The sequence below is a fragment of the Synechococcus sp. JA-3-3Ab genome (assembly GCF_000013205.1).
Taxonomy (GTDB): domain Bacteria; phylum Cyanobacteriota; class Cyanobacteriia; order Thermostichales; family Thermostichaceae; genus Thermostichus.
This window is the reverse complement of sequence record NC_007775.1, coordinates 889313-915060: the sequence shown is the minus strand read 5'-3', so window position 1 is coordinate 915060 and position 25748 is coordinate 889313. Positions and strand designations below refer to the sequence as shown.

18 protein-coding genes, 1 pseudogene and 1 CRISPR repeat array (1 of these 20 cut by a window edge) are annotated in these 25748 nt (G+C 58.6%); of the genes and pseudogenes, 13 read left to right on the top strand and 6 right to left on the bottom strand.

Annotation, left to right across the window (positions count from 1 at the left end):
• Window positions 1-421 precede the first annotated feature (421 nt).
• Window positions 422-1138, bottom strand: coding sequence for a precorrin-2 C(20)-methyltransferase (locus CYA_RS04205; RefSeq protein ID WP_011429788.1), 717 nt, complete (start codon window positions 1136-1138; stop codon window positions 422-424).
• Window positions 1139-1158: 20 nt separating this feature from the next.
• Entirely contained in the window at window positions 1159-1575 is a 417-nt protein-coding gene (locus CYA_RS04200) for an STAS domain-containing protein (RefSeq protein WP_255322534.1), read from the bottom strand.
• Between the two features lie 225 nt (window positions 1576-1800).
• Between CYA_RS04200 and CYA_RS15615 the strand changes: the two genes are divergently transcribed.
• From CYA_RS15615 to CYA_RS13995, 4 genes are all read left to right on the top strand, one after another.
• Window positions 1801-6699, top strand: a complete 4899-nt coding sequence (locus CYA_RS15615; RefSeq protein WP_276307390.1) for a translocation/assembly module TamB domain-containing protein — start codon at window positions 1801-1803, stop codon at window positions 6697-6699.
• Between the two features lie 305 nt (window positions 6700-7004).
• Window positions 7005-7298: a nucleotidyltransferase family protein gene (locus tag CYA_RS04190; protein WP_011429785.1), complete on the top strand. Its 294-nt coding sequence runs from the start codon at window positions 7005-7007 to the stop codon at window positions 7296-7298.
• Complete coding sequence (locus CYA_RS04185) at window positions 7288-7641, top strand: HepT-like ribonuclease domain-containing protein (RefSeq protein WP_011429784.1); 354 nt, start codon at window positions 7288-7290, stop codon at window positions 7639-7641. Before CYA_RS04190 ends, CYA_RS04185 begins: the two co-directional genes overlap by 11 nt.
• Before the next feature lie 284 nt (window positions 7642-7925).
• On the top strand, window positions 7926-8144 hold the full coding sequence (locus CYA_RS13995) for a nucleotidyltransferase family protein (RefSeq protein ID WP_083759153.1): 219 nt from the start codon (window positions 7926-7928) through the stop codon (window positions 8142-8144).
• 35 nt (window positions 8145-8179) lie between these two features.
• On the opposite strand, the gene CYA_RS04180 is transcribed toward CYA_RS13995, so the two are convergent.
• Entirely contained in the window at window positions 8180-8482 is a 303-nt protein-coding gene (locus CYA_RS04180; RefSeq protein WP_011429783.1) for a Mo-dependent nitrogenase C-terminal domain-containing protein, read from the bottom strand.
• A gap of 593 nt (window positions 8483-9075) precedes the next feature.
• On the opposite strand from CYA_RS04180, the gene bchB reads away from it, so the two are divergent.
• Entirely contained in the window at window positions 9076-10608 is a 1533-nt protein-coding gene (gene bchB, locus CYA_RS04175) for a ferredoxin:protochlorophyllide reductase (ATP-dependent) subunit B (protein ID WP_011429781.1), read from the top strand.
• On the opposite strand, the gene CYA_RS04170 is transcribed toward bchB, so the two are convergent.
• Window positions 10574-11530: a tocopherol cyclase family protein gene (locus tag CYA_RS04170; protein WP_011429780.1), complete on the bottom strand. Its 957-nt coding sequence runs from the start codon at window positions 11528-11530 to the stop codon at window positions 10574-10576. The genes bchB and CYA_RS04170 overlap by 35 nt on opposite strands.
• Window positions 11531-11740: 210 nt before the next feature.
• Here CYA_RS04170 and CYA_RS04165 point away from each other — a divergent pair, with 210 nt between their 5' ends.
• The 4 genes from CYA_RS04165 to CYA_RS04150 all read left to right on the top strand — a co-directional run bounded on the left by CYA_RS04165 (window position 11741) and on the right by CYA_RS04150 (window position 17507).
• Window positions 11741-13045: a CmpA/NrtA family ABC transporter substrate-binding protein gene (locus CYA_RS04165; RefSeq protein ID WP_011429779.1), complete on the top strand. Its 1305-nt coding sequence runs from the start codon at window positions 11741-11743 to the stop codon at window positions 13043-13045.
• 539 nt (window positions 13046-13584) lie between these two features.
• Entirely contained in the window at window positions 13585-14412 is an 828-nt protein-coding gene (ntrB, locus tag CYA_RS04160) for a nitrate ABC transporter permease (protein WP_011429778.1), read from the top strand.
• A 159-nt stretch (window positions 14413-14571) separates the two neighbouring features.
• A complete protein-coding gene (locus tag CYA_RS04155; protein WP_011429777.1) occupies window positions 14572-16581 on the top strand; it encodes a nitrate ABC transporter ATP-binding protein in 2010 nt (669 codons plus the stop codon).
• Window positions 16582-16643: 62 nt separating this feature from the next.
• Window positions 16644-17507 (top strand): ABC transporter ATP-binding protein, encoded by an 864-nt coding sequence (locus CYA_RS04150; protein WP_011429776.1) that lies wholly within the window; start codon window positions 16644-16646, stop codon window positions 17505-17507.
• A 215-nt stretch (window positions 17508-17722) separates the two neighbouring features.
• Here the strand turns inward: CYA_RS04150 and crn3 are convergent, their stop codons facing one another.
• Window positions 17723-18643, bottom strand: coding sequence for a CRISPR-associated ring nuclease Crn3/Csx3 (gene crn3 / locus CYA_RS04145; protein ID WP_011429775.1), 921 nt, complete (start codon window positions 18641-18643; stop codon window positions 17723-17725).
• A gap of 129 nt (window positions 18644-18772) precedes the next feature.
• On the opposite strand from crn3, the gene CYA_RS04140 reads away from it, so the two are divergent.
• Window positions 18773-20164 (top strand): TIGR03985 family CRISPR-associated protein, encoded by a 1392-nt coding sequence (locus tag CYA_RS04140; protein ID WP_041438172.1) that lies wholly within the window; start codon window positions 18773-18775, stop codon window positions 20162-20164.
• 11 nt (window positions 20165-20175) lie between these two features.
• A pseudogene (locus CYA_RS15700) lies at window positions 20176-20415 on the top strand (CRISPR-associated endonuclease Cas1); the annotation flags it as partial.
• A 12-nt stretch (window positions 20416-20427) separates the two neighbouring features.
• Here CYA_RS15700 and CYA_RS04135 read toward each other — a convergent pair.
• Window positions 20428-21621 carry an RNA-guided endonuclease InsQ/TnpB family protein gene (locus tag CYA_RS04135; protein ID WP_011429773.1) on the bottom strand — a complete coding sequence of 398 codons (1194 nt, stop codon included), beginning with the start codon at window positions 21619-21621 and terminating at the stop codon, window positions 20428-20430.
• A gap of 61 nt (window positions 21622-21682) precedes the next feature.
• On the opposite strand from CYA_RS04135, the gene cas1 reads away from it, so the two are divergent.
• Together cas1 and cas2 are read left to right on the top strand one after the other, a co-directional pair.
• Complete coding sequence (gene cas1, locus CYA_RS04130; RefSeq protein WP_083759152.1) at window positions 21683-22174, top strand: CRISPR-associated endonuclease Cas1; 492 nt, start codon at window positions 21683-21685, stop codon at window positions 22172-22174.
• The gene (cas2, locus tag CYA_RS04125; RefSeq protein WP_011429772.1) at window positions 22174-22452 is read left to right on the top strand and encodes a CRISPR-associated endonuclease Cas2; all 279 of its coding nucleotides are present in this window, start codon (window positions 22174-22176) and stop codon (window positions 22450-22452) included. The genes cas1 and cas2 overlap by 1 nt, the downstream gene beginning before the upstream one ends.
• A gap of 274 nt (window positions 22453-22726) precedes the next feature.
• A CRISPR array of direct repeats spans window positions 22727-25748; the repeat unit is 37 nt; unit sequence GTTGATCCCTACCTTTTCCCCGCAAGGGGACGGAAAC (it continues 106 nt past the right edge of the window).

The window sequence follows — 25748 nt, the reverse complement described above, 5'->3', positions numbered from 1 at the left end:
CCGGCGCAACGGATCGGAAGTTTGCACGAGATTGGATCAAAACGTTGACCGACAGGAAGCTTTGAGCTTGGGCAGATTGCAGGCTGGTGTCTCGCCTTTGAGATGAAGCTGAGATATTATCCTCCTTGCTTGAATCACTACATTTCTAATCTAGCTTGGGTCAAATCCCTCTACAATGGCTGGCAACTGTTCTTAACAGTCTAGGTCATTTCTTTAATCGTTCTTCCCATATTTCTTCAACATAGGTCTCCAGTAGATCTTGCAGTCGGATCCTCTGCCCTTTTCCAGAAGAAAGGTCTACTTTTTAGAAACTTTCCAGAAAGCAGGGGGGCTGGATCCCCAGCTCAGCCGAGGATTTGACCGAGACCACTCGACCCGGCCTCGGTGGGCCTCCCCCTTCAGGCGGGTGTCGGGGAGAACTTCAATTCCGGGGCCGAGAGCGCAGGATCAGCAGGGAAAAGTAGGGGGGGCGATAGTCGGCCAATCCTTCTAGGGTGGGGAAGAGAGCTTGCTGGGGCCAACCGGCCCAAGCCACCAAGCTGGCCTGCTGTAGCCAACCTCTTGCCGCTAGCCACTGCCAAACCTGAGGATAGACGGGGGCCACTTTCATCAGCACAACCACGTCGGCCCAGGTGCAGGCCTTCTCCAGCTCCGTCAGGGCAAAAAGAGCAGGCAAAATCGCCAATTTCTCGGAGCCGAGCGCCAAAGGGGATCCCAGAGCGGCAGCGGCGGCAAGAGGAGAGCACACCCCCGGTATGGCCTGGATGGGCAAGTCGGGGATCCGCTGCCGCAGGGCTTGGGACAGGTAGGCAAAGGTGCTGTAGAGGCCCACATCCCCTTCGCAGACAAAGGCCACATCTTCTCCCCGCTCCAGAGGCGGGGCCAGTTGCTCGGCAGCCGCTTGCCAGGCCGCCTGCAGCAGCTCGACTTGGGTAACAAAGGGCAGATGCAGCGGCAACAGGGTTTGTTCCGGTCGCAGCCAAGGGCGCACGATTTGGTAAGCTAGGCCCGGCTGGCCGGCGGCGTTCTGGGGGCAGGCCACCCACCTGACGGCGCCGAGGATGCGGGCTGCTTTGAGGGTGAGCCACTCGGGATCCCCGGCCCCGGCGCTAATGCCCCAAAAAGTCCCCAGGCCCATGGTGGAGCTTGTCCGCCAGCTCAGGAAGCTTGGCCGTCTGGCCCCTCAGGCCTTGCCTCGGCGGCGTCGGGGCGAGTGTCAGGCTCTGGACGTCCCCCACCTTCTGCGGCCAGATGATCGAGGGCCTCTTGGAGCGAGTTGCGCAAGGACAAAAACTTCTCTAGCCGCACCAGTTTCACCGTTTGGGTGATGCGGGGGTTGCTCACCACCTGAAAGATGCCCCCACGGCTCTGGGCCAGCTTGGCCAATTGCACCAGGGCACCGACGCCAGAGCTATCGATGAAGTCGATCCCCGTCAAATCCAGGATGAGATTGGGGGATCCCTCTTCTAGGTATTTGGTGACCACCTTAACGAAGACCGGCTCAGAAAAGGCATCCAGAAGGCCCGTCAGGTAAAAGACCTGGCAGTTCTCCAGCGCTTCGTGGCTGCCGCGCAAGCTGACCGTCAGAGACAGAGGTTCCGGAATGGCTTTTCTCCTTTTATCTATCTCGACAGAGGGTTGAGGCCCGATCTCGGGCGTGGAGATAGCTTAGCATCCCTACTCCCTTGGCGAGACGGTATTTTTCCGCGGGCAGGGGATTGCGGCTGGGGGCAGGGATCCCTGCTTTTTGGCCCCTCGTGGCAAGGCGGGAGTCCTTGGGTAGGATGGGGGCAGTTTTTGATGTTCCCCAAGGAGGCCGGCCTGCGGGCCAGACAGGGCTTCTCAAGTGGGGTGGTTGGGATCCCTGAGGGGCGAGCGTTGGGAGAGGATCGGCAGGAGCAAGAGGGGCAGCGGCGACGCTTTTCCCTTCCCCCCGGCACCTGGATGGTGGCGGGGCTGGGTTTGGGCTTGACGGCTGCCGCTTTTGGGGCTGCCTGGGGAATCGGGGCCTACTTTCAAGATCGGGTGCTGCCCCAGGTGGAAGCTACCCTCTCGCAGGCGATGCGCCGGCAGGTGGAATTGGGGGAGGTAAGGTTTGTAGCCCCTTGGCAGGTGAGGCTAGGGGAAAGCCACATCGAACATCTGGCCAGCATCGGCTCCATCGACCTCAGCCCCGACTTCTGGACCTGGCTGCAGACGGGGGAGTGGGTGCTCAATATTACCCTGAATCAGCCGCAACTGCTGCTGATGGAGACGCTGGATCGCGGCTGGGCAGACGTGCAGTTTCAACTGCCAGAAGGCGAGGGATCCCTGCCCTTGCAGGGGCTGAACATCCGTTTGCAGGGGGGATCCCTGACGGCTATTCCCTTAGTGGGAGAGCGGCGCCGGTTTGAGCAGTTGCAGGGCCAGGCGCAGGTGTGGCTGAGTGCCCCGCCGGGGGAGGAGGGAGGGGGTCGGGCCAGTTTCCAGCTCTCGGCGGCGCTGCGCTCTCTGGAGGGGGAAGGGGGCTACCCCCTGCAGCTCCGGGGGGTGGCGGATTTCGCCCAGGCTTCTGGCTCGGTGACGCTGGCCGCTCGGCGCCTGCCTTTGGAGCTGCTGCCCAGCGTCTTGCCGGCGGCGCCCTTGACTGAGGTGGAAGGGGAAGCCAGTCTGGATCTGCAAGTCCTCTGGGGAGGAGAACGCCCTTGGGAGTTGACGGGGCAAGCCCAGGTTCAGCAGGCGCGGCTGGGGCTGGAGAGGTTGCCCCATCCTTTTGAAGAGGTGAAGGGCTCCGTTCGCTTTACCCTAGAGGAGCTGGAACTGCAGGGGGTGAGCGGTCGTTTTGGCCAGCTTGCTTTTGAAGATCTCAACGGCTCCATTGTCTTCGGCGACAAGGAGGGATTGGATCTGCAAGCCGCTATTGCCCCGGCCAGCCTGCAGCAGATCCAGGAGACTTTCAACGTTGAGCTGCCGGCGGAAGGGGTGGTGGCGGGATCCCTGAGGGTCACCGGGCCGCTGAATGGGCCGCAGATCCAAGGGCAGTTGCGAGGGATCTCGCCGGGGCGGGTGGATCGCCTGCCGGTGCCGGAATATGCTTTTGGCTTCCGCTTGGCCGATCAAACCTTGGCCTTTGAGGAAATCGACCTGAAGGCCGCCGGCGGGCGGATCCAGGGATCCGGACAACTGCAATGGGCTGCCGGCTTAGCAGGCCGGTTCGATCTCCAGGTCACTGGGGCCGATGTAGAGCAGGTGCTGGCTCTCTACGACCTCAACCTGCCGCGGCGGGGCGAGCTGGGGCCGGTAAGTGCCCAGGTGCAGGTGGCGCTGGCGGGATCCCGGCCCCAGGTGGAGGCCACCTGGACAACCCAAGGAGGAGAGATTGCCGGCAGAGGACAGCTGCAGATCTTGCCCGAGGCCGAGGGGTGGGCGGTACAGGTGCCGCAGGCGGTGTTGGAGCTGGGCGGGGGCCGGGCCCAGGTGGCGGGGCGGTGGGCGGGAGGGCAAGTCCAAGCCCAAGTGGCTCCCCAGGATCTGCCGCTGGCCTTTTTTAACCCGCAGTGGCCGGGATCCCTCTCTGGTGAGCTGATGGCGCAGGTGGACACAGGGGAGGCGGCGGAGGTGGGTTTCCTGGCGGCGTTGCGGGCGCAAGGGTCGCTAGCCCTGTCCCAGCCTTTGGGAGAGAGGGGAGTGCAATGGGTTGACGGCATCCGCGGCCAGGTAGCTTGGGAAGGATCTGGCTTGCGTATCCAGCAGGCAGAGATCTTGGCCGACACCGCCCGCTTGGCCAGAGTAGAGGGAGAGATCCCGGTGGATCCCCAGACGCTGCAGGTGGGATCCCTGGACCTGAGCTTTGCCGCTGACGGGATCCCCCTGGCGGAAGTGCCCGGCCTGCCGCCACTGCTGCAGGGGGTGCTGCAGGGATCCGGGCAGATCCGCGGCTCTCCGGACAACCTGCAGGTGGCTGGCGAGGCGCAGTTGCGCGGCTTGCAGGTGGGGGAGGTGGCCTTTGCCGACTTGGCCGGGCCCTTTAGCTGGTCTGCCCAGGGGACGGCGGTGGAGCTAGTGGGGGCGCGGGAGCGGCTGGCGCTGCAGTTGGATCCCCAGTTTCGGCCTGTGCAATTCCAGGTGCGGCGGGGCGAGGCGGAAGTGCGCGGCCAACGCCAGCAAGATGAACTGCAGGTGACGGCAAGCCAGTTGCCGCTGGCTTTGCTGGGAGGGTTGGCTGCCGGGCCCTGGGCTGGCCTGGGCGGAACCCTCAATGGGGAGGTGGCGCTTGACCTGGCCAGTGGCGCCGCTCGAGGTCGAGCTGCGGTCGAGGGGCTGCGGCTAGGCGATCTCGCGGTGCAGGGCCTCTCAGTGGATTTCGATTATCGCCCCAGCGACGACTCCCGCCCCGCTCGCCTGACCCTTGCCCAAGCCCAACTGGAGCTGTTCGAGAGCCTCTACACCGCCAGCGGCACTTTGGAGCTGCCGGCAACCTCTCTCCAGGCTGCTTTGGATCCCACCTCGGAAGTCCCCATTCCCCAAATCGACCTGCAGATCAGCACCCGTCAAGGCCGCTTGGAAGATATCGTCTCTACTTTCAAGTGGCGGGAGTGGAGCGATATCACCAGCCGCGGTTTTCGGCTGCCACCTTTGGGCCCTGCCGCTGTGTTAGAGACAGAGCCGGTCGGCCTGCCCGGCTATCCGCTGCTGCAACAACTGGAGTACTACGCCCAGATCCTGGCCGCCCACCTGGGGGCCCTGGCCAGCCGTATGGATCCCCGCATCCCGCCGCCCACCAGCCTGCAGGGGGAATTTCAGGCCAGCGTCAGCCTGGTCGGCAACCTCAACCGGCCCAGCGTCAGCTTTCAGCTCGAGGGCCAGAATTGGCAGGCCCAGGAGTTCAGCATCGAGAGCCTCACCGCCAGCGGCAGCCTGGTCGAAGGGGCGGTGGTGCTGCAGCCGCTGCTGTTGCGCAGTGGCGAACGCCAGGCCCTGTTCTCTGGCAAGGTGGGCCTGGAGGAACAGTCGGGATCCCTGCAAATCCAAGCATTTCCTCTGGCTTTGCTGGATCGCTTCCTGCCGGACGAGCTGGAGCTGCAGGGAGATCTCAACCTGGATGTGGAACTGGCAGGCAACCTGCGGGATCCCCGGGCCCGCGGCTCCCTGACGGTGGTCAACGCCCAGATCAACCAGGTGCCGCTGCGGGAGGTGGGGGGACAATTTGACTACAACCAGGGTCAACTGCGCCTGGAGGGCGCCCTGCTGGCCAACGGCGACGAGCCGATCCGCCTTTCCGGCCTGGTGCCCTACACCCTGCCCTTTGCGGAGGTGCGGGCCGCATCGGATCAGATCGACCTCACCCTGCAAGCCGAGAATGGCGGCCTGCGCCTGATCAACCTCCTCACCGACCAGGTGCGCTGGGAAGGGGGCCAAAGCCAACTGGAGCTGGCCATCCGCGGCAGCTTGCGAGAGCCCAGCCTGCAGGGGAACCTCAGCCTTAGCTCCGGGATCCTCAAGTTGGCCGCCCTGCCGGAGCCCATCACCGACCTGACCGGCCAAATTTTCTTTAACCTCAACCAATTGGAGGTGCGGGAGCTGCAGGGCCAGTTGGGGGGCGGATCCCTCTTGGCCAACGGCTTTTTGCCCGTCAACTCCCGCGGCGCCCTGCAGATGGACGAGACCTCGCCACCCCTAACGCTGCAACTGCAAGGGATCCAGCTCACCCTGCCCAACCTCTACACAGGCCGCCTGCAGGGGGAGGTGGTGGTGGGCGGCCTGCTGCTGCGGCCTTTGCTCGAGGGGCGCCTGGAGGTCTCCCAAGGGATCGTAGATGCCAGCCCCCGCCCTGAAAAAGGGGAAGCGGCGGCAGCTCCCGCAGACTCGACTCAGGCGGATCCCTTTTGGCAGCCGCGGCTCAACGGCCTGGAGCTGGTTTTGGGGCCCGGGATCCGCGTGCAGCGGCCCAACCTGTTTGAATTCCACGCCAGCGGCAGCTTGCGCCTGTTCGGCACTCCCCAAGACCTGCGTCCGGCGGGCACCATCGCCCTGGAGCGAGGCCGCGTCAGCCTGCCCATTGCCAACTTTCGCCTGGATCGCTCCCGCCCCAACACCGCCACCTTTGACCTGGACAACCCCTTCGATCCTTTCTTAAACCTGCGCCTGGTGACCCAAGCCTTCGAGGTCTATCGCTTTCCCCAGGATCTGTCCCCCTTCGACACCAACCGCAACCTGCCGGGATCGCAGCAGAGCATCGAGATCTTTGCCAACGTCAACGGGCGGGCCAGCCAGCTTGCGGCTGCGGATCCCCGCAACGGCGTTCTGACCCTTTCCAGCAGCCCCAGCCGCTCCCCCCAAGAGATCGTCGCCCTGTTGGGGGGAACAGCTTTGGCCCAACTCAACCCCGAAGCAGGGGTGGCCGGGCTGGCGGGAACGGCTTTGCTTAACGATGTGTTGGAGACGCTGCGGGACACCCTCGGCTTGGATGAGGTTCGCCTCAGCCCCGTTCCCCAGGTCGATACCCGTGCCCCCAGACGCTCCTCAGTCGGCCTGGCGCTGGAGGTGGCCCGCGATCTGGGGCCGGCTACTTCCATCTCGGTGCAGCGCAACCTGACGGATCCCTTTCAGCCCACCCGCTACAGCGCCCGCTACCGCCTCAACGACCAAACCCTCACCCGTGCCACCACCGACCTCGAGGGCAACAACGTCCTTTCCCTGGAGTTCGAGACCCGCTTCTGACGGGATCCGCTCTGGCCAGACTACGGTTTGTTACATCGTTATTGCTACGCAACGCTGTCGCGAATGCGTCGGCGGCGCAGAGCGCTTGGGTAGTGGCGAGGATCCCTTGGAGAGTGTCTTATATCTGGTTTAAAGTGGCCATAGTTTCTCAACGGCTTTTGGACGGCCAGGGATCCCTTGAACCCGACTTCCTAAAGATAGCTAGAATAAACACCTGCCTGTGTGAGCCTGGAAGATCAAAACAAGCGGCCAACCTGTGTTCCCACTTGGAGAGTTGACAAGTGAATGATCCAATCTGACCAGCCATGAGGAAACAACAAGTATTGCAATTGCTCGGCGAGCAATTTGCCGAGATTCAAAAGCAATTTGGTGTGCGGCGACTGGCCCTGTTTGGCTCAACTGCTCGTGGCGAGGATCAAGCCGGCAGCGACATCGATATCCTAGTTGAATTTATTGGTAAAGCCGACTCCAAGCGTTACTTCGGTCTGCTCTTCTACTTGGAAGACAAACTTGGATGCCCCCTAGACCTTGTGACCGACAAGGCTCTACGCCCCGAACTTCGTCCATTGATAGAAAAAGAAGCAATCTATGTCCCGTGAATGGCGTTTCTACCTAGATGATATGATTGAATTTGCCAAGCGAGTCCTTGAATACACAGAGGGGTACACTCAAGAAGACTTTGAACGGGATCGCCGAACCTATGATGCGACCTTGAGAAACATCGAGTTGATTGGTGAGGCAGCCACTCACATTCCTGCAGAAGTCCGTAACCAGAACGAAAATATTCCTTGGCGACAACTCATTGCCACTCGTAACCGTATCATTCATGCTTATCTTGCTCTAGACAACGACGTTTTGTGGAGTATCATCCAAAGTGACATGCCCCAACTGCTTGACAATTTACAGAAACTAAAGCGTAGTCTCTCCGATTCTCCCTGCTAACCCTAACTTCAGGAGCAACGCCGCCGTTTTCATCCAGTTGGAAACCCCCTCTGACGGGATCCACTCTGGCCAGACTACGGCTTGTTACATCGTTATTGCTACGCAACACTGTCGCGAACGCGCCGGCGGCGCAGAGCGCTTGGGTAGTGGCGAGGATCCCTTGGAGAGTGTCTTATATCTGGTTTAAAGTGGCCATAGTTTCTCAACGGCTTTTGGACGGCCAGGGATCCCTTGAACCCGACTTCCTAAAGATAGCTAGAATAAACACCCGCCGTGTGCGGTGACTGGCCCTGTTTGGCTCAACTGCTCGTGGCGAGGATCAAGCCGGCAGCGACATCGATATCCTAGTTAAATTCATTGGTAAAGTCGACTCCAAGCGTTACTTCAATCTGCTCTTCTACTTGGAAGACAAACTTGGATGCCCCCTCGACCTTGTGGCCGACAAGGCTCTACGCCCCAAACTCCGTCCACTGATGAAAAAAGAAGCAATCTATGTTCCGTGAATACATGTGGAGTATCATCCAAACCGAAAGTCGATCTAGAGGTAGCGGCTGATGTCTTCTCCCTGTTCTGCCAAAAACGACAAAGCCCGGAAGCGCAGCCCTACTACTTGATCGTAGAAGGGGTTGAGCTTGCACATCGGTGGAATGTGCATCAGTTTGTGGCCAAACAACACCACATCTCGCTCGAAAGGACAGCGGGCCGGGATCCACCGACACAAAAAGTGGGCCAAGCGGGGATCCTGAACTTCAATGCTGTCAATTGCCGCTCGAATCGGTTGCAAGGGCGCCTGCAGCCAGTTGCGCAGGCAAGCCGCAGACTTAAGATATGTGACAGTCATGGAATCCATCTGCTCCTGAGGGGCTTTCCGATCACGTTGCCAAGAAATCGTGGTAGAGCCCATGGCCTTTCACCTCAACACCTCAAAGGGTGTTCGCTTTCTCCAGCAGCCACGCCCTTCTGCCCGGGTCTTTGCCCAGGTTTGTATCCAGGGAAACAGAAGAGCCTCTCTCCAGACTCAGTCTGCCTTGGCTGGCCAAAAACTTGCCTGGGTAACCCAAAATCTCTGCTCAAGTTTGTAGAGGTACACATTTTGTATTCAAAAGTTAATCTGTAACGAAAGCTACGGAAATTGGGTTCTTCGCCGGCAAGCTGCCAAGCGGAGTCCAGGGCTGCTGCCCCTATTTCCAGCATGGAACAGGCCTTGAAGTCAGGGTAGAGGGATCCCCGTAATTGTCGCTGTCTTGAAAGGGCCGTTTTGCTTTTGATCGATGATGTTTACAATCGCCGTGGCCGGGAGTTACGGAGGATAACGGCCAAGGGATCCCGGCTGCCGGGCGTTCTACAATGCCAGAAGAGATTTGCAGCGGGTGAGAAGTCGGCGGCGGATTGGGATCCCGGCTCTTGCCTCGGTTTTCATTTGAGAGGCTGTCCATGAAATTGGCCTATTGGATGTACGCTGGCCCCGCCCACATCGGCACGCTGCGGGTGGCCAGTTCTTTCAAAAACGTTCACAGCATCATGCACGCTCCCCTGGGGGACGACTATTTCAACGTGATGCGTTCCATGCTGGAGCGGGAGCGGGACTTTACCCCGGTAACCACCAGCGTCGTTGATCGGCAGGTGTTGGCGCGGGGATCGGACGAGAAGGTGATTCGCAACATCGTCCGCAAAGACGGCGAGGAGCAGCCTGATCTCATTGTGGTTACCCCCACCTGCACCTCCAGCATTTTGCAGGAGGATCTGCATCACTTTGTGCGGCAGGCGCAGTTGTCCAGCCGCTGTGACGTGCTGCTGGCCGATGTCAACCACTATCGGGTCAACGAGTTGCAGGCCGCCGAGCGCACCCTGCACCAGATTGTGGAGTTCTATATCAACAAAGCCCGCAAAAGTGGGGAGTTGAGCGGCCCGCCCCGGAGGACGGAGCGTCCTTCCTGCAACATCCTCGGCATCTCCAGCCTGGGCTTTCACCATGCCCACGATCTGCGGGAGTTGAAAAAGCTGCTCCAGGATCTGGGGATCGAGCTCAATTTGGTGATCCCGCAGGGGGCCAGCGTCCACAATCTCAAGCACCTGGGGCGGGCCTGGTTTAACGTGGTGCCCTACCGGGAACTGGGGCCGATGACGGCTCGCTACCTGCAGGAGCAGTTTGGCACACCTTATGTGGAGATCACCCCCATGGGGGTGGTGGAAACAGCCCGCTTCATCCGCCAGATCCAGCAGGTTCTCAACGAGCAAGGGATCCCGGTGGACTACGAGCCCTACATCCAGGAGCAGACCCTCTACGTTTCCCAGGCGGCTTGGTTCTCCCGCTCCATCGATTGCCAAAATCTGACCGGCAAAAAAGCCGTGGTCTTTGGGGATTGCACCCATGCGGCAGCCATCACCAAGATCCTGGCCCGCGAGATGGGGGTTCATGTGGTCTGGGCGGGCAGCTATTGCACCTACGATGGCGAGTGGTTCCAGGCAGAGGTGGGCGGGTATTGCGATCAGGTGCTGCTGACCGAAGATCACACCCGCGTAGCCGATGCCATTGCCCAGGTGGAGCCTGCCGCCATCTTCGGCACCCAGATGGAGCGGCATGTGGGCAAGCGGCTGCGGATCCCTTGTGGGGTAATCTCGGCGCCCATGCACGTGCAAGATTTTCCCATCGGCTACCGGCCCTTTTTGGGGTATGAGGGCGCCAACCAAATTGTGGACCTAATCTACAACTCCTTTACCCTGGGCATGGAGGATCACCTGCTGGAGGTCTTCGGCGGCCACGACACCAAAGAAGTGATCCACAAGAGCCTGAGCGCCGATTCCGATCTCATCTGGACGCGAGAAGCCCAGGCGGAGCTGAACAAAGTGCCCGGCTTTGTGCGCGGCAAGGTGAAACGCAACACCGAAAAATTTGCCCGCGAGCGTGGCCTGACCGAGATCACCCTAGAGGTTATGTATGCGGCCAAGGAGGCTCTCGGGGCTTGACGGGATCCATCCCAGGGGATGGCAGGTCTGGCCAGCCGATCCACAAATGGAACTCCTGTACAACGCCGCGCACCTGCCAGGATCCCCAGGGATCCACCTGCCAGGTTAGCCGAGCTTGGCCGGGCCGCCACTCCAAAAAAGGCTGGGATCCCCCGCCGTGCAGGCTGATCAGGGCGACTTCTTCGGGGCGGGTGAGCACCTGCCGCTCGGCTCCGGCGCAGGTGAGGCTGAGGCCGGAATGGTTGGGAAAGGCGTTGCACTGGATCCAAAACCAGCGGCGAGGGAAGCTTTGTCCCCAGTTTTTTTCGGCGTAGGCGGGGGCCTGCTCGAATTCGAAGCGCCTGCCCCGCCACTCCACCCAGCCGGTGGCCAAGCCATGGCTCATGAGGATCTGCCAGCCCGGCTCAAAGATGGGCAGATAAGACCAGGCTCCCATGGTGGCTCGGGGTGGGATCCCGTAGGCAGAGCAGAGTTGAATGCGATAGAGCCAGCGGATGGCCTCGCCTCTGACAGGATCTGGCAGGATCCCCTGGTTGAGGCGGGCGGTGTATTGGTAGCCGCTGGCGGTGTGTTGGAAGAAGGTGAGGGGCTCCTGCAGCCCTCGCCAGCTCTCGCCTGGCCCGCCAGCGTGCCCCAAGGCCAGGTGCCGCCAACTGGCCCAAAAGCGGCGGGGATTGGGGAAGGTGCGCCAATGCAACTCCTCCTCCGGCCCCAACACCTGCGCCATGCCTCCCCGCCTGGGGTCGATGGCGTACATGAAGGCAAAGCTAATGGGCGGATCCCCGGGCAAGGTGACGCGGCTGTACCAGCCCTCAAAAAACCGCTCTGTGCAGCCATCCCAGTGATAGCCGCCATGGGGCAGGGATCCCCAATCTGTTGAGTTGTTTTGCCCAGAGCAAGCCGCCGTTGGAGGAAACGCCATTGAGACCTAAGCCATCGCAACAATGATAAACGGAAGTCTATGCTTACCAAAATAATAATTGTATTGTTTCTATATTTATTTGCCCTTAGGATATCAACCAAGCTGAGATTTAAGGATTTCTTGAGATTTCACGAAGGAAATCCGTGGGTCAGGCGACTTGAACTGGAAAGCTTCCTTCTTGCCTTCACATATCCTTTCGATGAGGTGAGCATGACGTCACGTCGTAACTTTTTGCTGTCTGCGGGTGCGGCCACCGTGGGTGGACTCGTGAGTGGCAGCTTAGCACGGGCCAGCACAGGCTACTGGGTTGCCCAGGCCAGCGGCCCAGAAACCCCCAATCTCAGGTTAGGCTTTATACCGATTGTGGAGTCTGCCCCCCTGATCATCGCCAAGGAGAAGGGCTTTTTCGACAAGCACGGCATGACCGGTGTAGAGGTGTTAAAGCAGGCCAGTTGGCCGGCAGCCCGTGACAACGTGGTCATCGGCTCAGCGGGTGGGGGAATCGACGGTGGCCAGTGGCAGATGCCGATGCCTCACATGATCCACATTGGCGCCATCACCAACAACCAGCCGGTGCGCATGGCGGTTCTGTGCCAGTTGATCACCCAAGGCAACGGGATTGCCATTGCCGGAATGCACACTGGCAAAGGCTTGGGGCTGGACATCTCTGGAGCCGCAGACTACATCAAAAATTTCAGCGCCAGCAACGGGCGCAAATTCAAGGCTGCCTACACCTTCCCCAACGCCAATCAAGATTTTTGGATCCGCTACTGGCTGGCCGCCGGGGGTGTGGATCCGGATCAAGACATTGAGCTGCTGACGGTGCCCTCTGCCGAGACGGTGCAGGGGATGCGCAACGGCACCATGGATGCTTTTAGCACCGGGGATCCCTGGCCCTACCGGATTGTGGCCGATGGGATCGGCTTTATGGCGGCCCTCACCCAGCAGATCTGGCCTTTTCACCCCGAAGAATACTTGGCCATTCGCGCCGACTGGGTGGAGCAAAACCCCAGAGCCACACAAGCAGTTTTGATGGCTGTGATGGAAGCGCAGCAATGGTGCGACGATCCGGCCAACCGTGAAGAGCTGGCGCGCATCCTTTCGGGGCGCGCTTATCTGAATGTGCCGGTCGAGGTTCTCACGCCTCCCTTCCAGGGCAAGTACGAATTGGGAGATGGCAAGCCGGCTGTTCAAGATTTCAACGCCGGGCCTCTGTACTGGGAAGATGGGGGGGGCAGCGTCTCTTATCCCTACAAGAGCCATGACCTGTGGTTCTTGACCGAATCGCTGCGTTGGGGCTTCCACGCTCGCTTCCTCAAGGATTTGGATACTGCCCGCCGTCTGGTGGATGAGGTGAACCGCGAAGATCTCTGGCGGGAGGCTGCCCAAGCGCTGGGAGTGAAGAATATTCCCAACAACACTTCGCGGGGAACGGAGCGTTTCTTCGATGGTGTGGTGTTTGACCCCCAGGATCCCCAGGCCTACTTGAACAGCCTGAAAATCAAGAGGGTCTAGCTGAATAGCTTGATTGGGCCAAGTTCCTCACCTTCTTTCGCAGGAAGTCCATGGCTTACCGTTTCCTTGTTCGAATCTCTCGCGCGACAGGGATCCTGCCTACCTGTGGGATCCCACGAGGTCGAAAAAAGCTGTGCCGAGCTTTCTGCCCAAATGATGGAGAGTTGATGGGTACTGTAAACTTTGCACTTTTTGAAAATCTTTACTTTTTGAATATCTTTAAATGCCATGTTGGGGATCGGCTATGTTGGCTCTCCTCCACGTTCCGCGCGAACCCTTCGGGAAGCCTCTTTTTAAGAGGCCGGCCCGGCCTCGCTGGGACAAGCTCATCCTTTCAATAGCCGTAGGAATCCTGAGTTTTCTGATTGTCGTGAGAGTTTTGTTGAGTTTGCAATCCCTGTGTTTGCCCATCCAAGGAAAAGGCAAGGCCAATCCCAGTTCATGCTCTGTTTCCAACACGTTGTAGAACCCTGCGGCTGGAATGTTCTGAGAGCGCGACAACAGAGAACCTTGTAAAACCCTATCCTCCTCTAGGAGCTATGACGACGACACTTTCTTCTCCGGCAAAGTCTTCGGCAGCGAAGCTCGATTTGGCGAAGTACCGAGATCAGATTCTCCCCCCTGTGGTGGGTATTGTTGGATTTCTGCTCATCTGGCAGATCTTGGCCAGTGCCAACCTAATTCGGCTGCCGGGGCCTTGGGATGTGTGGATGGATGAGCGCAGCCGATATCTGATCCTGCATCCTTTGTATCGCAACAGCGACCTCGACCAAGGGCTGCTGCGCCAAACCTTGGCCAGCCTACAAAGGGTGGCCATCGGCTATTGCAGTGCCGCTTTGGTGGGTATCACGTTGGGCATTTTGGTGGGAAGCAGTGTGTGGATCAACCGAGCTTTGGATCCCATCTTTCAATTCTTGCGCATGGTAGCTCCCTTAGCTTGGGTGCCCATTTCCTTGGCTGCTTCGCAGCGCAATGAGCCGGCTGCCCTGTTTGTTATTTTTATCACCTCAATTTGGCCCATTCTCATCAACACGGCTGTGGGGGTGAGACAGATCCCGGAAGACTACATCAACGTCTCCAAAGTGCTCAAGCTCTCCAAAGTAGACTTCTTTTTTAAGGTTTTGCTGCCTTCGGTTCTGCCCTACATGTTCACAGGTCTGCGCATTGGTATTGGCCTATCTTGGCTGGCGATTATTGCCGCAGAAATTGTCATGTCCGGCGTGCCAGGGATCGGCTTTTTCATCTGGGATGCCTACCAGCAGAACTACGTGACTGAGATCATCGTTGCTGTCATCTACATTGGGGCGGTGGGCTTGCTTTTGGATCGACTGGTGGCTGCCCTGCAAAACAAAATAGCCAATCGCTAGCCTCGTTTGCAGATCTTTTCACTGCATGTCCATCCAATTGAGTTGGGATCCCTCTTACATTGTCTTTGAGTGTTAGCCCCAATCAGCTCTTCAAAAAGAGTAGAACTGAGGTCTGGGATCCGAGTTGCTGAGCAATATCTACAGGTGGGGAGGTCTTCTGTGTCTGTATTGGTCAGTGTAGAGCAAGTGGAAAAAGCGTTTGGTCTGCCTGGAGGCCAAGAATATCTAGCCCTCAAAGGGATCGATCTCCAAATTCACCGCGGGGAGTTTGTCTCCTTAATCGGCCACTCCGGCTGCGGCAAGTCCACCCTACTGAACATGGTGGCGGGGTTGTCTCTGCCTACCGGAGGGATCGTGGCTTTGGATGGACACACCATCACCGTTCCCGGCCCGGATCGCATGGTGGTGTTTCAGCATTACTCGCTTTTGCCTTGGCTAACGGTTCGACAAAACATTGCCCTGGCGGTAGACGCTGTGCTGAAAAACTACTCCCCGGCAGAGCGTCAGCAGATTGTCGAAGAACATATCGATCTGGTCGGCTTGCGGCAGGCGGCGGATAAGTTCCCGGCTCAACTGTCAGGGGGCATGAAGCAGCGGGTAGCCATCGCTCGCGCTTTGGCTGTGAGGCCCAAGGTGTTGTTGTTGGACGAGCCCTTTGGCGCTTTGGATGCCCTCACGCGCGGGAATTTGCAGGAGCAGTTGATGCGCATCTGCGAAGAACACCAGATGACCACCCTCATGGTCACCCACGACGTGGACGAAGCCGTCCTGCTCTCGGATCGGGTGGTGATGCTGACCAACGGGCCGGGATCCCGAATTGGCAACATTTTAACCATCGATTTAACCATCGATATTCCCCGCCCCCGCCGCCGGTTGGAGGTAGTCAATCACCCCAGCTACTACAGCTATCGCAGCGAGATCATCTACTTTTTGAACCAGCAAAAACGGATCAAACAGTGGCGGGCCCGCCGCAGCACCGTGGTGGCCAGGCACGGTTTAGAAAAGATCAACTTGGAGATCGGCTTTGTGCCCCTGACCGCCTGCGCCCCGTTGGCGGTGGCCAAAGAAAAGGGGTTTTTTGCCAAACACGGCCTGGAAGAAGTCAATCTGGTGCGGGAAACCAGTTGGCGAGGGATCCAAGACGGCATCCAGGGAGGTTACTTGGATGCGGCCCAAATGCCCGCCGGCATGCCGGTGTGGATGTCTCTGGGCGGCGGGGACAACCCACCCCAGCCGGTGGTGACTGCCCTCACCTTGACCCGCAACGGCAATGCCATTACCCTGCACAGGCGCTTCTACGAGCAAGGGATCCACACGCTGAGCCAGTTGAAGGCTTACATCCTGGATAGCCCCAGCCGTCGGCTGACCTTTGGGGTGGTGCATCCCAGCTCCATGCACAACTTGCTGCTGCGCTATTGGCTGGCAGCCGGCGGGATCCACCCGGATCACGATGTAGTGCTGAAAACGCTGCCCCCGGCTCAGATGGTGGCCAACCTGACAGCCGGCAACATCGATGGGTACTGTGTGGGAGAGCCCTGGAATTTGCGGGCAGCCTTAGAGGGCAGTGGCTTTACGGTGGCTACAGATCTGGAGATTTGGCTGGGCCATCCCGGCAAAGTGTTGGGGGTGCGTGAAGATTGGGCCAGGGCCTATCCCAACACCCACATTGCCTTGGTGAAAGCGCTGCTGGAAGCCTGTCGCTACTGCGAAGATCCGGCCCACCACGACGAGATTCGCGAGCTGCTCAGCCGCCGCGCCTACCTGAGCACCGACCCATCCTACATTCACCTGGGGGATCCCCAGCGCCTAATCTGTGACCTAGACATGCCGATGCGGGAATATGCCCACCATCAGTTCTTTCTGGGCGCCGGCAACCGCCCCAGCCGCACCGAGCATCTGTGGATGATGACCCAAATGGCCCGCTGGGGGGATCTGCCCTTCCCCCGCAACTGGGTGGAGATCGTGGAGCGGGTATGTCAGGTGGGGGTGTTCAGCACGGCAGCCCGCGAGCTGGGGCTGGATGTGTCTTACCAGCGGCAGCCCATTCAATTGTTCGACGGGATCCCTTTCAATGGCGAGGATCCCTTGGCTTACCTCAACAGTTTGGCGATTAAGCACGACATTTACATAGCCGAGGTTGCTTTGGATCGTCGTCCTGTGTTGCTCTAGAGGTTCCCTTTGCAAAAGCACGTTCCCAGTTGTGAGAAAACGATGAATTGGAGCACCCCACGATGACTGCCCTCTTGACAACCTCTACCCCAGTAGCCACAGCCGCAGAACCCTACTTAACCCTTGAGAATGTCAGCAAGACTTACCCAACTCCTAAGGGGGAGTATCCCGTCTTGCGAGATATCAATCTTAGGGTCGATGCAGGAGAATTTGTCTGCATAGTTGGACATTCCGGCTGTGGCAAAACCACGCTGCTGAATATGGTTTCTGGCTTTACCCAGCCCACCAGCGGCTCGGTGAAGCTGAAAGGCCAGCCGATTACAGCTCCTGGCCCAGATCGCATGGTGGTGTTTCAGGGATATGCCTTGTTACCCTGGCTCACGGTCTATGAAAATGTTTACCTGGCCGTCCAGTCGGTCTTCCCTCAAAAGAGCCAGTCGGAAAAGCATCAAATTGTAGAGGAACACCTGAATTTGGTGGGGCTGGGGGAAGCTGCCCAAAAATATCCCCCGCAAATTTCCGGAGGGATGAAGCAGCGGGTGGCCATTGCCCGTGCCTTGGCGATTCGACCAGAAGTCCTGATTTTGGATGAACCCTTTGGGGCTTTGGATGCCATCACCAAAGAGGAACTGCAGGAGGAGCTGTTGCGCATTTGGGATGAACATCGCTGCACGGTTTTGATGATTACCCACGACATTGATGAGGCGCTGTTTTTGGCCGACCGCCTGGTGCTGATCGCGCCAGCGGGACGGAGTCCTTTGACCAATGGCCCTGCAGCCACCATCGGGCAGATCGTGACCATCCCCTTCCCGCGCCCTCGGGATCGCGAGCGGATTCTTGAAGATCCGCAGTACTACCGCCTGCGCAACTCGGTTCTCAGCTATCTCTACGGCCATGAAGCCAACCCAGAGGCGGCTTACCGGTAAATCCAACCTGGAGCAGTTGACGGAGCGAGAGGGCGACAAGGCAACCCAAAACCCAAAAACCACACACCTTGGCCATCAGGTGCAGCCCCTGGTCAGGCGATCCGCAAACCTCTCTTGGAACTCGCACACAACGCCGTGCAACCGCTCGTCCAAAACGGCCAGCGTCCGGGATGCGATATATGCTGACCCGCCCCTCCAATTCTGAACCTGCAGCTCTAGTGAATGAGGCGGCGCACCGCCCGCAGCAGCTCCGCGGGGGGAGGAGAGTTGGGATCCCAGCGAATTTCCAACTCAGGTGAGTCTTTGAGCACTTGAGGAGGGCCGGGCGAGGTGTGCAGGATGGCCACACAGCGCAAATTGCCCCGGTCTCGACAAAACTCGTGCCAGAGAGGGATAGCCTCGGGATCCCGGCTGACCACCAGGTAGTGGGAGCAGGCTTCCAGGATCGGCTGCTTTTGCGGATCCACCTTGCCGCCCACATCCACAATCACCAAACTCTTTTGCCGGCGCAAAGCCAGAATGGCCTGGGCATGGAAGCTGAAAAATTCGGGGGTAAAAGAGCCCCGGTACTGGTGCTTGAGGATCTTCGCCTCTTCTGGTGGCAAGTCTAAAGTCCAATTGCCTTCCCCATCCCAATGGGCCCGTTGCAGATAAATATCGGGATGCTCCGGCAGCAGAGCTTCGAAGAGGGCGCGGGCAAGACGGCTTTTGCCACTGTCGGGGGGGCCCACTACCATCACCGCCGCTGCCAATTCTGTTCGCGTCAGCGGGCCGTAGGCCTTGCCCGGCCTGCCCTGCACCCAGGGAATGATCTCGCCCACCTGCACGTCTGGGCTATGGCTGGAGACCACCACTGCCCCCAAGCGCGGGTCGTAGCAGGCCACCCAGCGGGTAAAGTGGCACTCGTGCACCAACCAGCCGTAGAGCCAGATGGGGGCGCGCCCGCTCAGCACCACTCCCAAGCGGGGGTCGATCCCCCCAGGCAGGCGCAGTTGGGCCAGATCTTCCGGGAAAACCAGCCGATCCGGTCGGGTCAGCTCGATTTCAATCACCTGAAACGGTAGCCCCCCAAGATGGGGTTTCTGCGGCCAATGGGCCAGATAGCCAGACCGCAACTGCAGCGCCACAGCAGACATGGAAATTGGGACAGAAAGACAACAGCCTGGCCCCAGTATGGGGAAGATTGGAAGCAAGATCTTCCAATTGTTGGCAGAGTAGGGGCGAAGGGATCCGACCTTGGTCTGTGCCTTGCCCTGGAGGGGGAGATGAACGGAGGGGAGTTGCCTTTGACGGTGGAGGTGTTGCGCTGGCTGGCAGGCGGGCAGTTGGCAGAGCGCCTGGAGCGGGCGGTGCGTCTCTGGGTGTTGCTCCAGGGTTTGTACAGCGAAAACCGTTGGCCGGATCTGCCAGAGACCTTTGGCTACACCCACATCCGCGATCGCCTCTTCTCGCCCAGCCACCCCCGGCAGGATTTGCCCCATGGGATCTCCTGCCCGGATCCCAGTTGCATTTGCCAGAAGCCTCTGAGCTTTTGGCTGGAGCATCCCGACCTGCTGGCCGCCTTAAAAGCCGAAGTTCCCCATCTGGAGACGCGGCTGGCCAGCCGGCCCTTTTTGAAGACCCACCGCACCCTGCGCAAAGAGCTGGACTACCTGGCCGCTCAGGGCTGGCTGCAGCCAATCGAGGCCAACTCCAGGCGAAGAGATAACTTTCGCTGCCGTGCCGCCGGGGATCGCCCCCCCTTGCCGACGCCCGCCTCGGCCTTGACGTTGTCGGGTAGCCAGCTTGAGCAGATCTACCACGTCCTCAGCGACGTGGCCTTTGTGCATCCCGATGTGCAGGTGTTGCTGGACGATATCTGGGGGGGGCATCAACACTCGCAGCGGCGGCTCTTTGTCTGGTTTGAGTACATCCTCTCCGACGAACAGCAGGAGCGGGTGGACGAATACCAAAACCAGCTAGAGGCTTTCTGGACAAAACCGGCAGCAGGGCTGATCCGCTTTGATTACGAAACTCGCCAGCACGGGATCCAAAAGGTCCTCACCTACCCGGTTTGCCTGTTTTATGCCCGCCGCGCCAAGTACTTGGCCGCCTTCGGCCAGCTCCCGCACGCTGCCAGATCCCTGGGCTGGCACAACTTTCGCCTGGATCGCATTCGCTCGCCTCGCCTGACGGTGGTGCCCTGGTCTGACCCTGCGGTGCCGGCGGAGCTCTTGGCCCGCCAGAGGCAGGGGAATCTGCCCACTCCTGAGGAGGTGCAAGCGGCCTGGGAAGAGGCCTGGGGATCCGATTTCTATCTGCCCAAGGCGCTCTTGATCCTGCGCTTTGCGCCGCAGTTTGCCCGCCGCTACGTGGACAACACAGTACGCCACCCCACCTTCCAGCCCATTGCCTACGAGCGGATCCCGGCTTTGGTGCGGCGGGAGATCGCCGATGCGGGGGAACGGGAAAAGATCTTGCACATTCTCCGGCAGAGGCCGGCCAGCGACCGCTACTTCTGCGCCTATGTGCGGGTGGGAGACACCAATTTCACCATGCGCCTGCGGGATTGGCGGCCCAACGGCGAGGTCATCGCTCCCCTGGCCTACCGGGAACAGATGGCTCGGGAAGCCCAGGCAGAGCTGCAGTTTTATCGCCCCGACCTGAAGCTTTCTTGACCTTCCTGCCCATGACCACCCTCTACCTAACCGAGCCGGGGACTGTGGTTCACTGCCAGAACCAAAGCTTGCTCATTCGCCGCCGTGGTCAAGAGCAACTTTGCCGCCTTGCGGAGGTGGAGCTGGTGGTGGTGTTGCCCGGGATCCAATTGACCAGCGCAGCTTTGGCCCAACTGCTGGATCGAGGCATCGAAACCATTTTTTTGCGTGCGGATGGCGGTTTTCGCGGTCGCCTGCAGGGATCCTTCTCCACCAACTGTAAACTACCCGACCCTGACTGCTTCGCAGTACAGGGCGGGCTTTCGGTAGCCCTGCAGTTGGCAAGCCAACCACGAGCCTCTAGGCTGGTTTACGGCAGCCCCCAAAAGCGCAATCACATTCGCACCATTCAAATCCGCATCCCCTTCCCATCCACAGTGTCCACACTTAAACTTCTTTCCACTGCGGTAGGATTGCGCAGGGTCGGGATGAATGTGCAAACACCGGTGGCAGGTCTGCGACGTGTAGGCAGGCGGCACCAGAATCAAAGCAACCCCTGCACGCAGAGCCTTGTACTCCAAAAATTGACGGAGTTGATAAAACGCCCAACTGTTGGCCCTGCGCCGTTCGGCTTTGCTGCGGGGTTGTTGATTGACCCTTTCCCGGATCCCTGTCAGGTCTTCTAGGGCGATAGCGCTGTTGGTAGCTTTTGCCCTAGAGACAATAGCTTTGGAGATGCGATGATTGACCCAAGTTTGAAAGCGTCTCTCCTTGCCAGACAGCCGTTGCAACAGTTGACGGCATCTGCGCCGCGAACTGCGTGTGCCCTTACTGGCTTTGCGTTGGAGTGCCGCCCTCAGCTTGGAGTAGTGGTCTCGGATTCGGTTCAACTGCTGTCCATTCCAATTGTCCCCCTCTGACGTATGGGCAATATCTGTCCTTCCCAAGTCCACCCCCAGCACTCTGCCCGTGCGTTGCGGTGGGGATGGCTCCGTTTCCACACAGATCTGAATAGAGTAGGAGCCGTCTTTATGCTTGACCAGAGTGGCAGATTTGGGATTGGAGCCCGCCAGCCGTTCTCTCTGGTAGCGGCCAATCGCCAGCTCAAAGCGCTCTCGACCCTCCACCGTGGTCAGCGACACCGTCCAGTCTTTCTCGCGAAACGAAAAGATACGGGCATCGTAGGTCGCAAAGCCTCTCTTGAACGCTTTGACCGGACGGTTTTTCTGTTGGGCAACTTTACGGGCGCCGGCCAGCCGTCTGCAGACCTGCTGAGCCAAGTTACTGGATAAGCCGAACCGGGCACGGATTTCGCGGTAGCACAGAGACTGGAGCTTAACGGCGTTGGCGACTTTCTCCGGCGTGTTCTGGTTGACCCAATTCAAGGCTTGGCCAAAAGCCTCCAAAGTCGCGTCCAATTTGGCGGCTTGCGACTGGGACGCCTTGAGCTTGCAGGATACGGTCAGGACTTGGGTCATGGTTCTATCATAACTTCCGCATTCCTCCCGACACTGACCCTACGGGTACAGTGCGGGGCTCCTGCGATTTCTAGCTGAGTGGAACTTCACTGGCCGCAACCGACAGCCGCCGCTCGACCCGATCAACGCTCTGCTCAGTTGGGGCTACGGGGTGCTGCTGGCCCGCGTGTTCTCGGCAGTGGTGATGGCCGGGTTGGATCCCTATCTCGGCTTTTTCCACGCCAACTTGCCCTACCGCCCCAACCTGGTGCTGGACATGATGGAGGAGTTTCGACCCTTGGTGGTGGATTGGGCTGTGCTCCAGCTTGTCAAGGCTGGCCTGCTCACGCCGGAAGACTTTGAGCCGTCGCCGGATGGGACAGGCATATGGCTGGGATCCCTGGCCAAAAAACTGTTTTTGGGAGAGCTGGAACGCCGCTTCCGCGAGCCATTGCTCTATCCTCCCCAATCTCGCCGCCTGCCCCTCAGTCAAATTGTGCTGGAGCAAGCCCGCCGGCTGAGCCGTTGCCTGGTGAGCGGTGACCTAGACTATGAGCCCATAGAGCTGCGCTGATGCTGTGGTTGGTTTGCTACGACGTGGTGGACGATAAGCGCCGACACCAGTTGGCCAAACGCCTGGAGCAGTGCTGCCAGCGAGTGCAATACTCCGTTTTTGAATGCCCCCTGGACACTGCCGAGCTGGAAGAGAAGCTGGAAAAGTCGTGGCTGCCTCTGCTCAACCTCCAGGAAGATAGCCTGCGGGCCTACCCTCTGGATGCCAGCGCCAAACAACGCACCAAGGTCTTCGGCGGGCCTCCCCCCTACGAGCCGCCGGACTACCTCATTTTTTGAGGTTCTCAGCTCGGCCAAAATTGTAAAGTTTTGTGCGCGATCCGTCGGGGCAAGCTATCGCTAGCCTTTCCTTACCGACGCCAGCCTTTAAGAGGAATCTAGTAGCTCTTGCCGGAATTGGCGCAACAATGCAGCATAACGTCTCTAAAAGAGCAAATTTCCCGACTTGCGCTTATCCGCCAAACCAATGTTAATATCTGTGTCGGGAAGTCTCCGTACTCCCTCGCAAGCGCACCTTGAAAACCTCATGAGTTCAGGCTTTTCCGGGGGTAGGGTTGATCCCTACCTTTTCCCCGCAAGGGGACGGAAACACTGAATAAAATCCCCCTTGTGATACGGATTATAATAGGTTGATCCCTACCTTTTCCCCGCAAGGGGACGGAAACTTTGGAGCGCACTGCAACGGCGATCTGGGAGGTCTTGTTGATCCCTACCTTTTCCCCGCAAGGGGACGGAAACGCTTCTTTCTCGCCCTGCAGTAGCGAGAATTTCCAGGTTGATCCCTACCTTTTCCCCGCAAGGGGACGGAAACGTGATGGGGGGAACCCTCTAAGGTAGTCCCTCCCCCAACAGTTGATCCCTACCTTTTCCCCGCAAGGGGACGGAAACGCCTTTCGGCGTGTACTCTACGAAATTGGCCTTCGAGTTGATCCCTACCTTTTCCCCGCAAGGGGACGGAAACGTCTTGCGGAGCCCCGGCACCGTGGGCTATAATAAAACGGTGTTGATCCCTACCTTTTCCCCGCAAGGGGACGGAAACATGAAGTTGAACCCACAGGCTGCAGCGATTGTGTCTCACGTTGATCCCTACCTTTTCCCCGCAAGGGGACGGAAACTGTGTGGGTGGGGGAGGTTTATTCGTTGCTTAGCAAGTTGATCCCTACCTTTTCCCCGCAAGGGGACGGAAACTTCTCCACACGGGCTTGTTGTTCAGCCCGCTGCCGCTCAATGGCGTTGATCCCTACCTTTTCCCCGCAAGGGGACGGAAACCTTGAGTGTCTTTCCATTCATCGTATAGACTGACATTCGTTGATCCCTACCTTTTCCCCGCAAGGGGACGGAAACAGAACCCGCAGGCTTTCGCCTTTTGGATCCTGGTTTTCACTGTTGATCCCTACCTTTTCCCCGCAAGGGGACGGAAACGCCAGTTGATCACTGGACAACTTTAGGGCATTCTTAACGTTGATCCCTACCTTTTCCCCGCAAGGGGACGGAAACGACCCAAAATGAGGTCATGTGGTTAATCAACAACATGGAGTTGATCCCTACCTTTTCCCCGCAAGGGGACGGAAACAATGACGGTGAACACCGGTTCCAGTAGTTGCATAACAAGTTGATCCCTACCTTTTCCCCGCAAGGGGACGGAAACAAGTTATTGTCGAACCACCCAAGTTGGTGGTTCGAACGTTGATCCCTACCTTTTCCCCGCAAGGGGACGGAAACTGTTTTGCAAGTGCGGCTTTGTACTCGGTTTCTAGCCGAGTTGATCCCTACCTTTTCCCCGCAAGGGGACGGAAACGAAGGTTAGCTTGCGACCGCCAACACCGTCACTAGTCCACAGTTGATCCCTACCTTTTCCCCGCAAGGGGACGGAAACTAGCAGTGACGGATGTAGAGGTTTTTACTACCGTATAGGTAGGTTGATCCCTACCTTTTCCCCGCAAGGGGACGGAAACGTTCTACCTCACTTGTGATATCGAGATCTAGGTTAGGTTGATCCCTACCTTTTCCCCGCAAGGGGACGGAAACAGAACATATACTCGTTCGGGTCTTTAAAGATAAATTTGTTGATCCCTACCTTTTCCCCGCAAGGGGACGGAAACAGTGAGGGAAATCGGGGGTCGCAACTACTACTGGAAGTTGATCCCTACCTTTTCCCCGCAAGGGGACGGAAACCTGAGTTATATAAAACCTCTTGTCCCAACCCTCAGATTACTGTTGATCCCTACCTTTTCCCCGCAAGGGGACGGAAACTCACCAAGAAGGTTCCGGCAGTCAGGAGACGGCCCTCGTTGATCCCTACCTTTTCCCCGCAAGGGGACGGAAACTTTTGCAGATGATCTAGGCTAACCCAGTTTGGTTAGCCCCGTTGATCCCTACCTTTTCCCCGCAAGGGGACGGAAACGCATTAGTGAGGGAATTAACCCCGATCCAGCGATGGTTGTTGATCCCTACCTTTTCCCCGCAAGGGGACGGAAACCCTCCTAGGCAGTCTATACAAACTCTGCCCCTCTAAAAAGTTGATCCCTACCTTTTCCCCGCAAGGGGACGGAAACCTCTCAGTATGGCGGGCGCCTCCTTGAGGGAGAACCCGTTGTTGATCCCTACCTTTTCCCCGCAAGGGGACGGAAACTCCAACGCACCAAAAGCGGTGTCCGGTTTATCTACAGTTGATCCCTACCTTTTCCCCGCAAGGGGACGGAAACTGCGAAGTTTAACCATACCACGAAGGCCTTTGTTGTTGATCCCTACCTTTTCCCCGCAAGGGGACGGAAACTCTACGACTGTTTCCAGATCGTAGAACACGACATCTGTGCCCCGTTGATCCCTACCTTTTCCCCGCAAGGGGACGGAAACACTCGGGTAGCCAAACCGGTTTCAGTCGGAATCCACCCGTTGATCCCTACCTTTTCCCCGCAAGGGGACGGAAACGCTTCAGAGTCTTGGCTTGTCCTTTGACAATTTTGTCCGGTTGATCCCTACCTTTTCCCCGCAAGGGGACGGAAACTGCCCTTTTACTTAGTCTAAGGAGTAAATACCTTTGCCGTTGATCCCTACCTTTTCCCCGCAAGGGGACGGAAACCAGTTAATGGTCCAGCGTCCACGTCCCCACTGGATCGTGTTGATCCCTACCTTTTCCCCGCAAGGGGACGGAAACAAAGTAAGGCTACTGTCGGGCACAACATGAAATCCGCGTTGATCCCTACCTTTTCCCCGCAAGGGGACGGAAACGTTAGGTTAGTTCAGGAGGCATGCCACTGCCCAGTCGTTGATCCCTACCTTTTCCCCGCAAGGGGACGGAAACTCTCCTGGTTCACAGTTAAACCCAGGTATTACTCTAGTTAGAGTTGATCCCTACCTTTTCCCCGCAAGGGGACGGAAACTTCACACATTTCTCGAATTTGCCGCCATCCTGCTCTACTGTTGATCCCTACCTTTTCCCCGCAAGGGGACGGAAACTGAACAGTATCTAGACTACGCTGCATACTTGGTTTATGGTTGATCCCTACCTTTTCCCCGCAAGGGGACGGAAACAGTTTTCATCACGCAATTCGTGTTCTACAGTGAGTAACGTT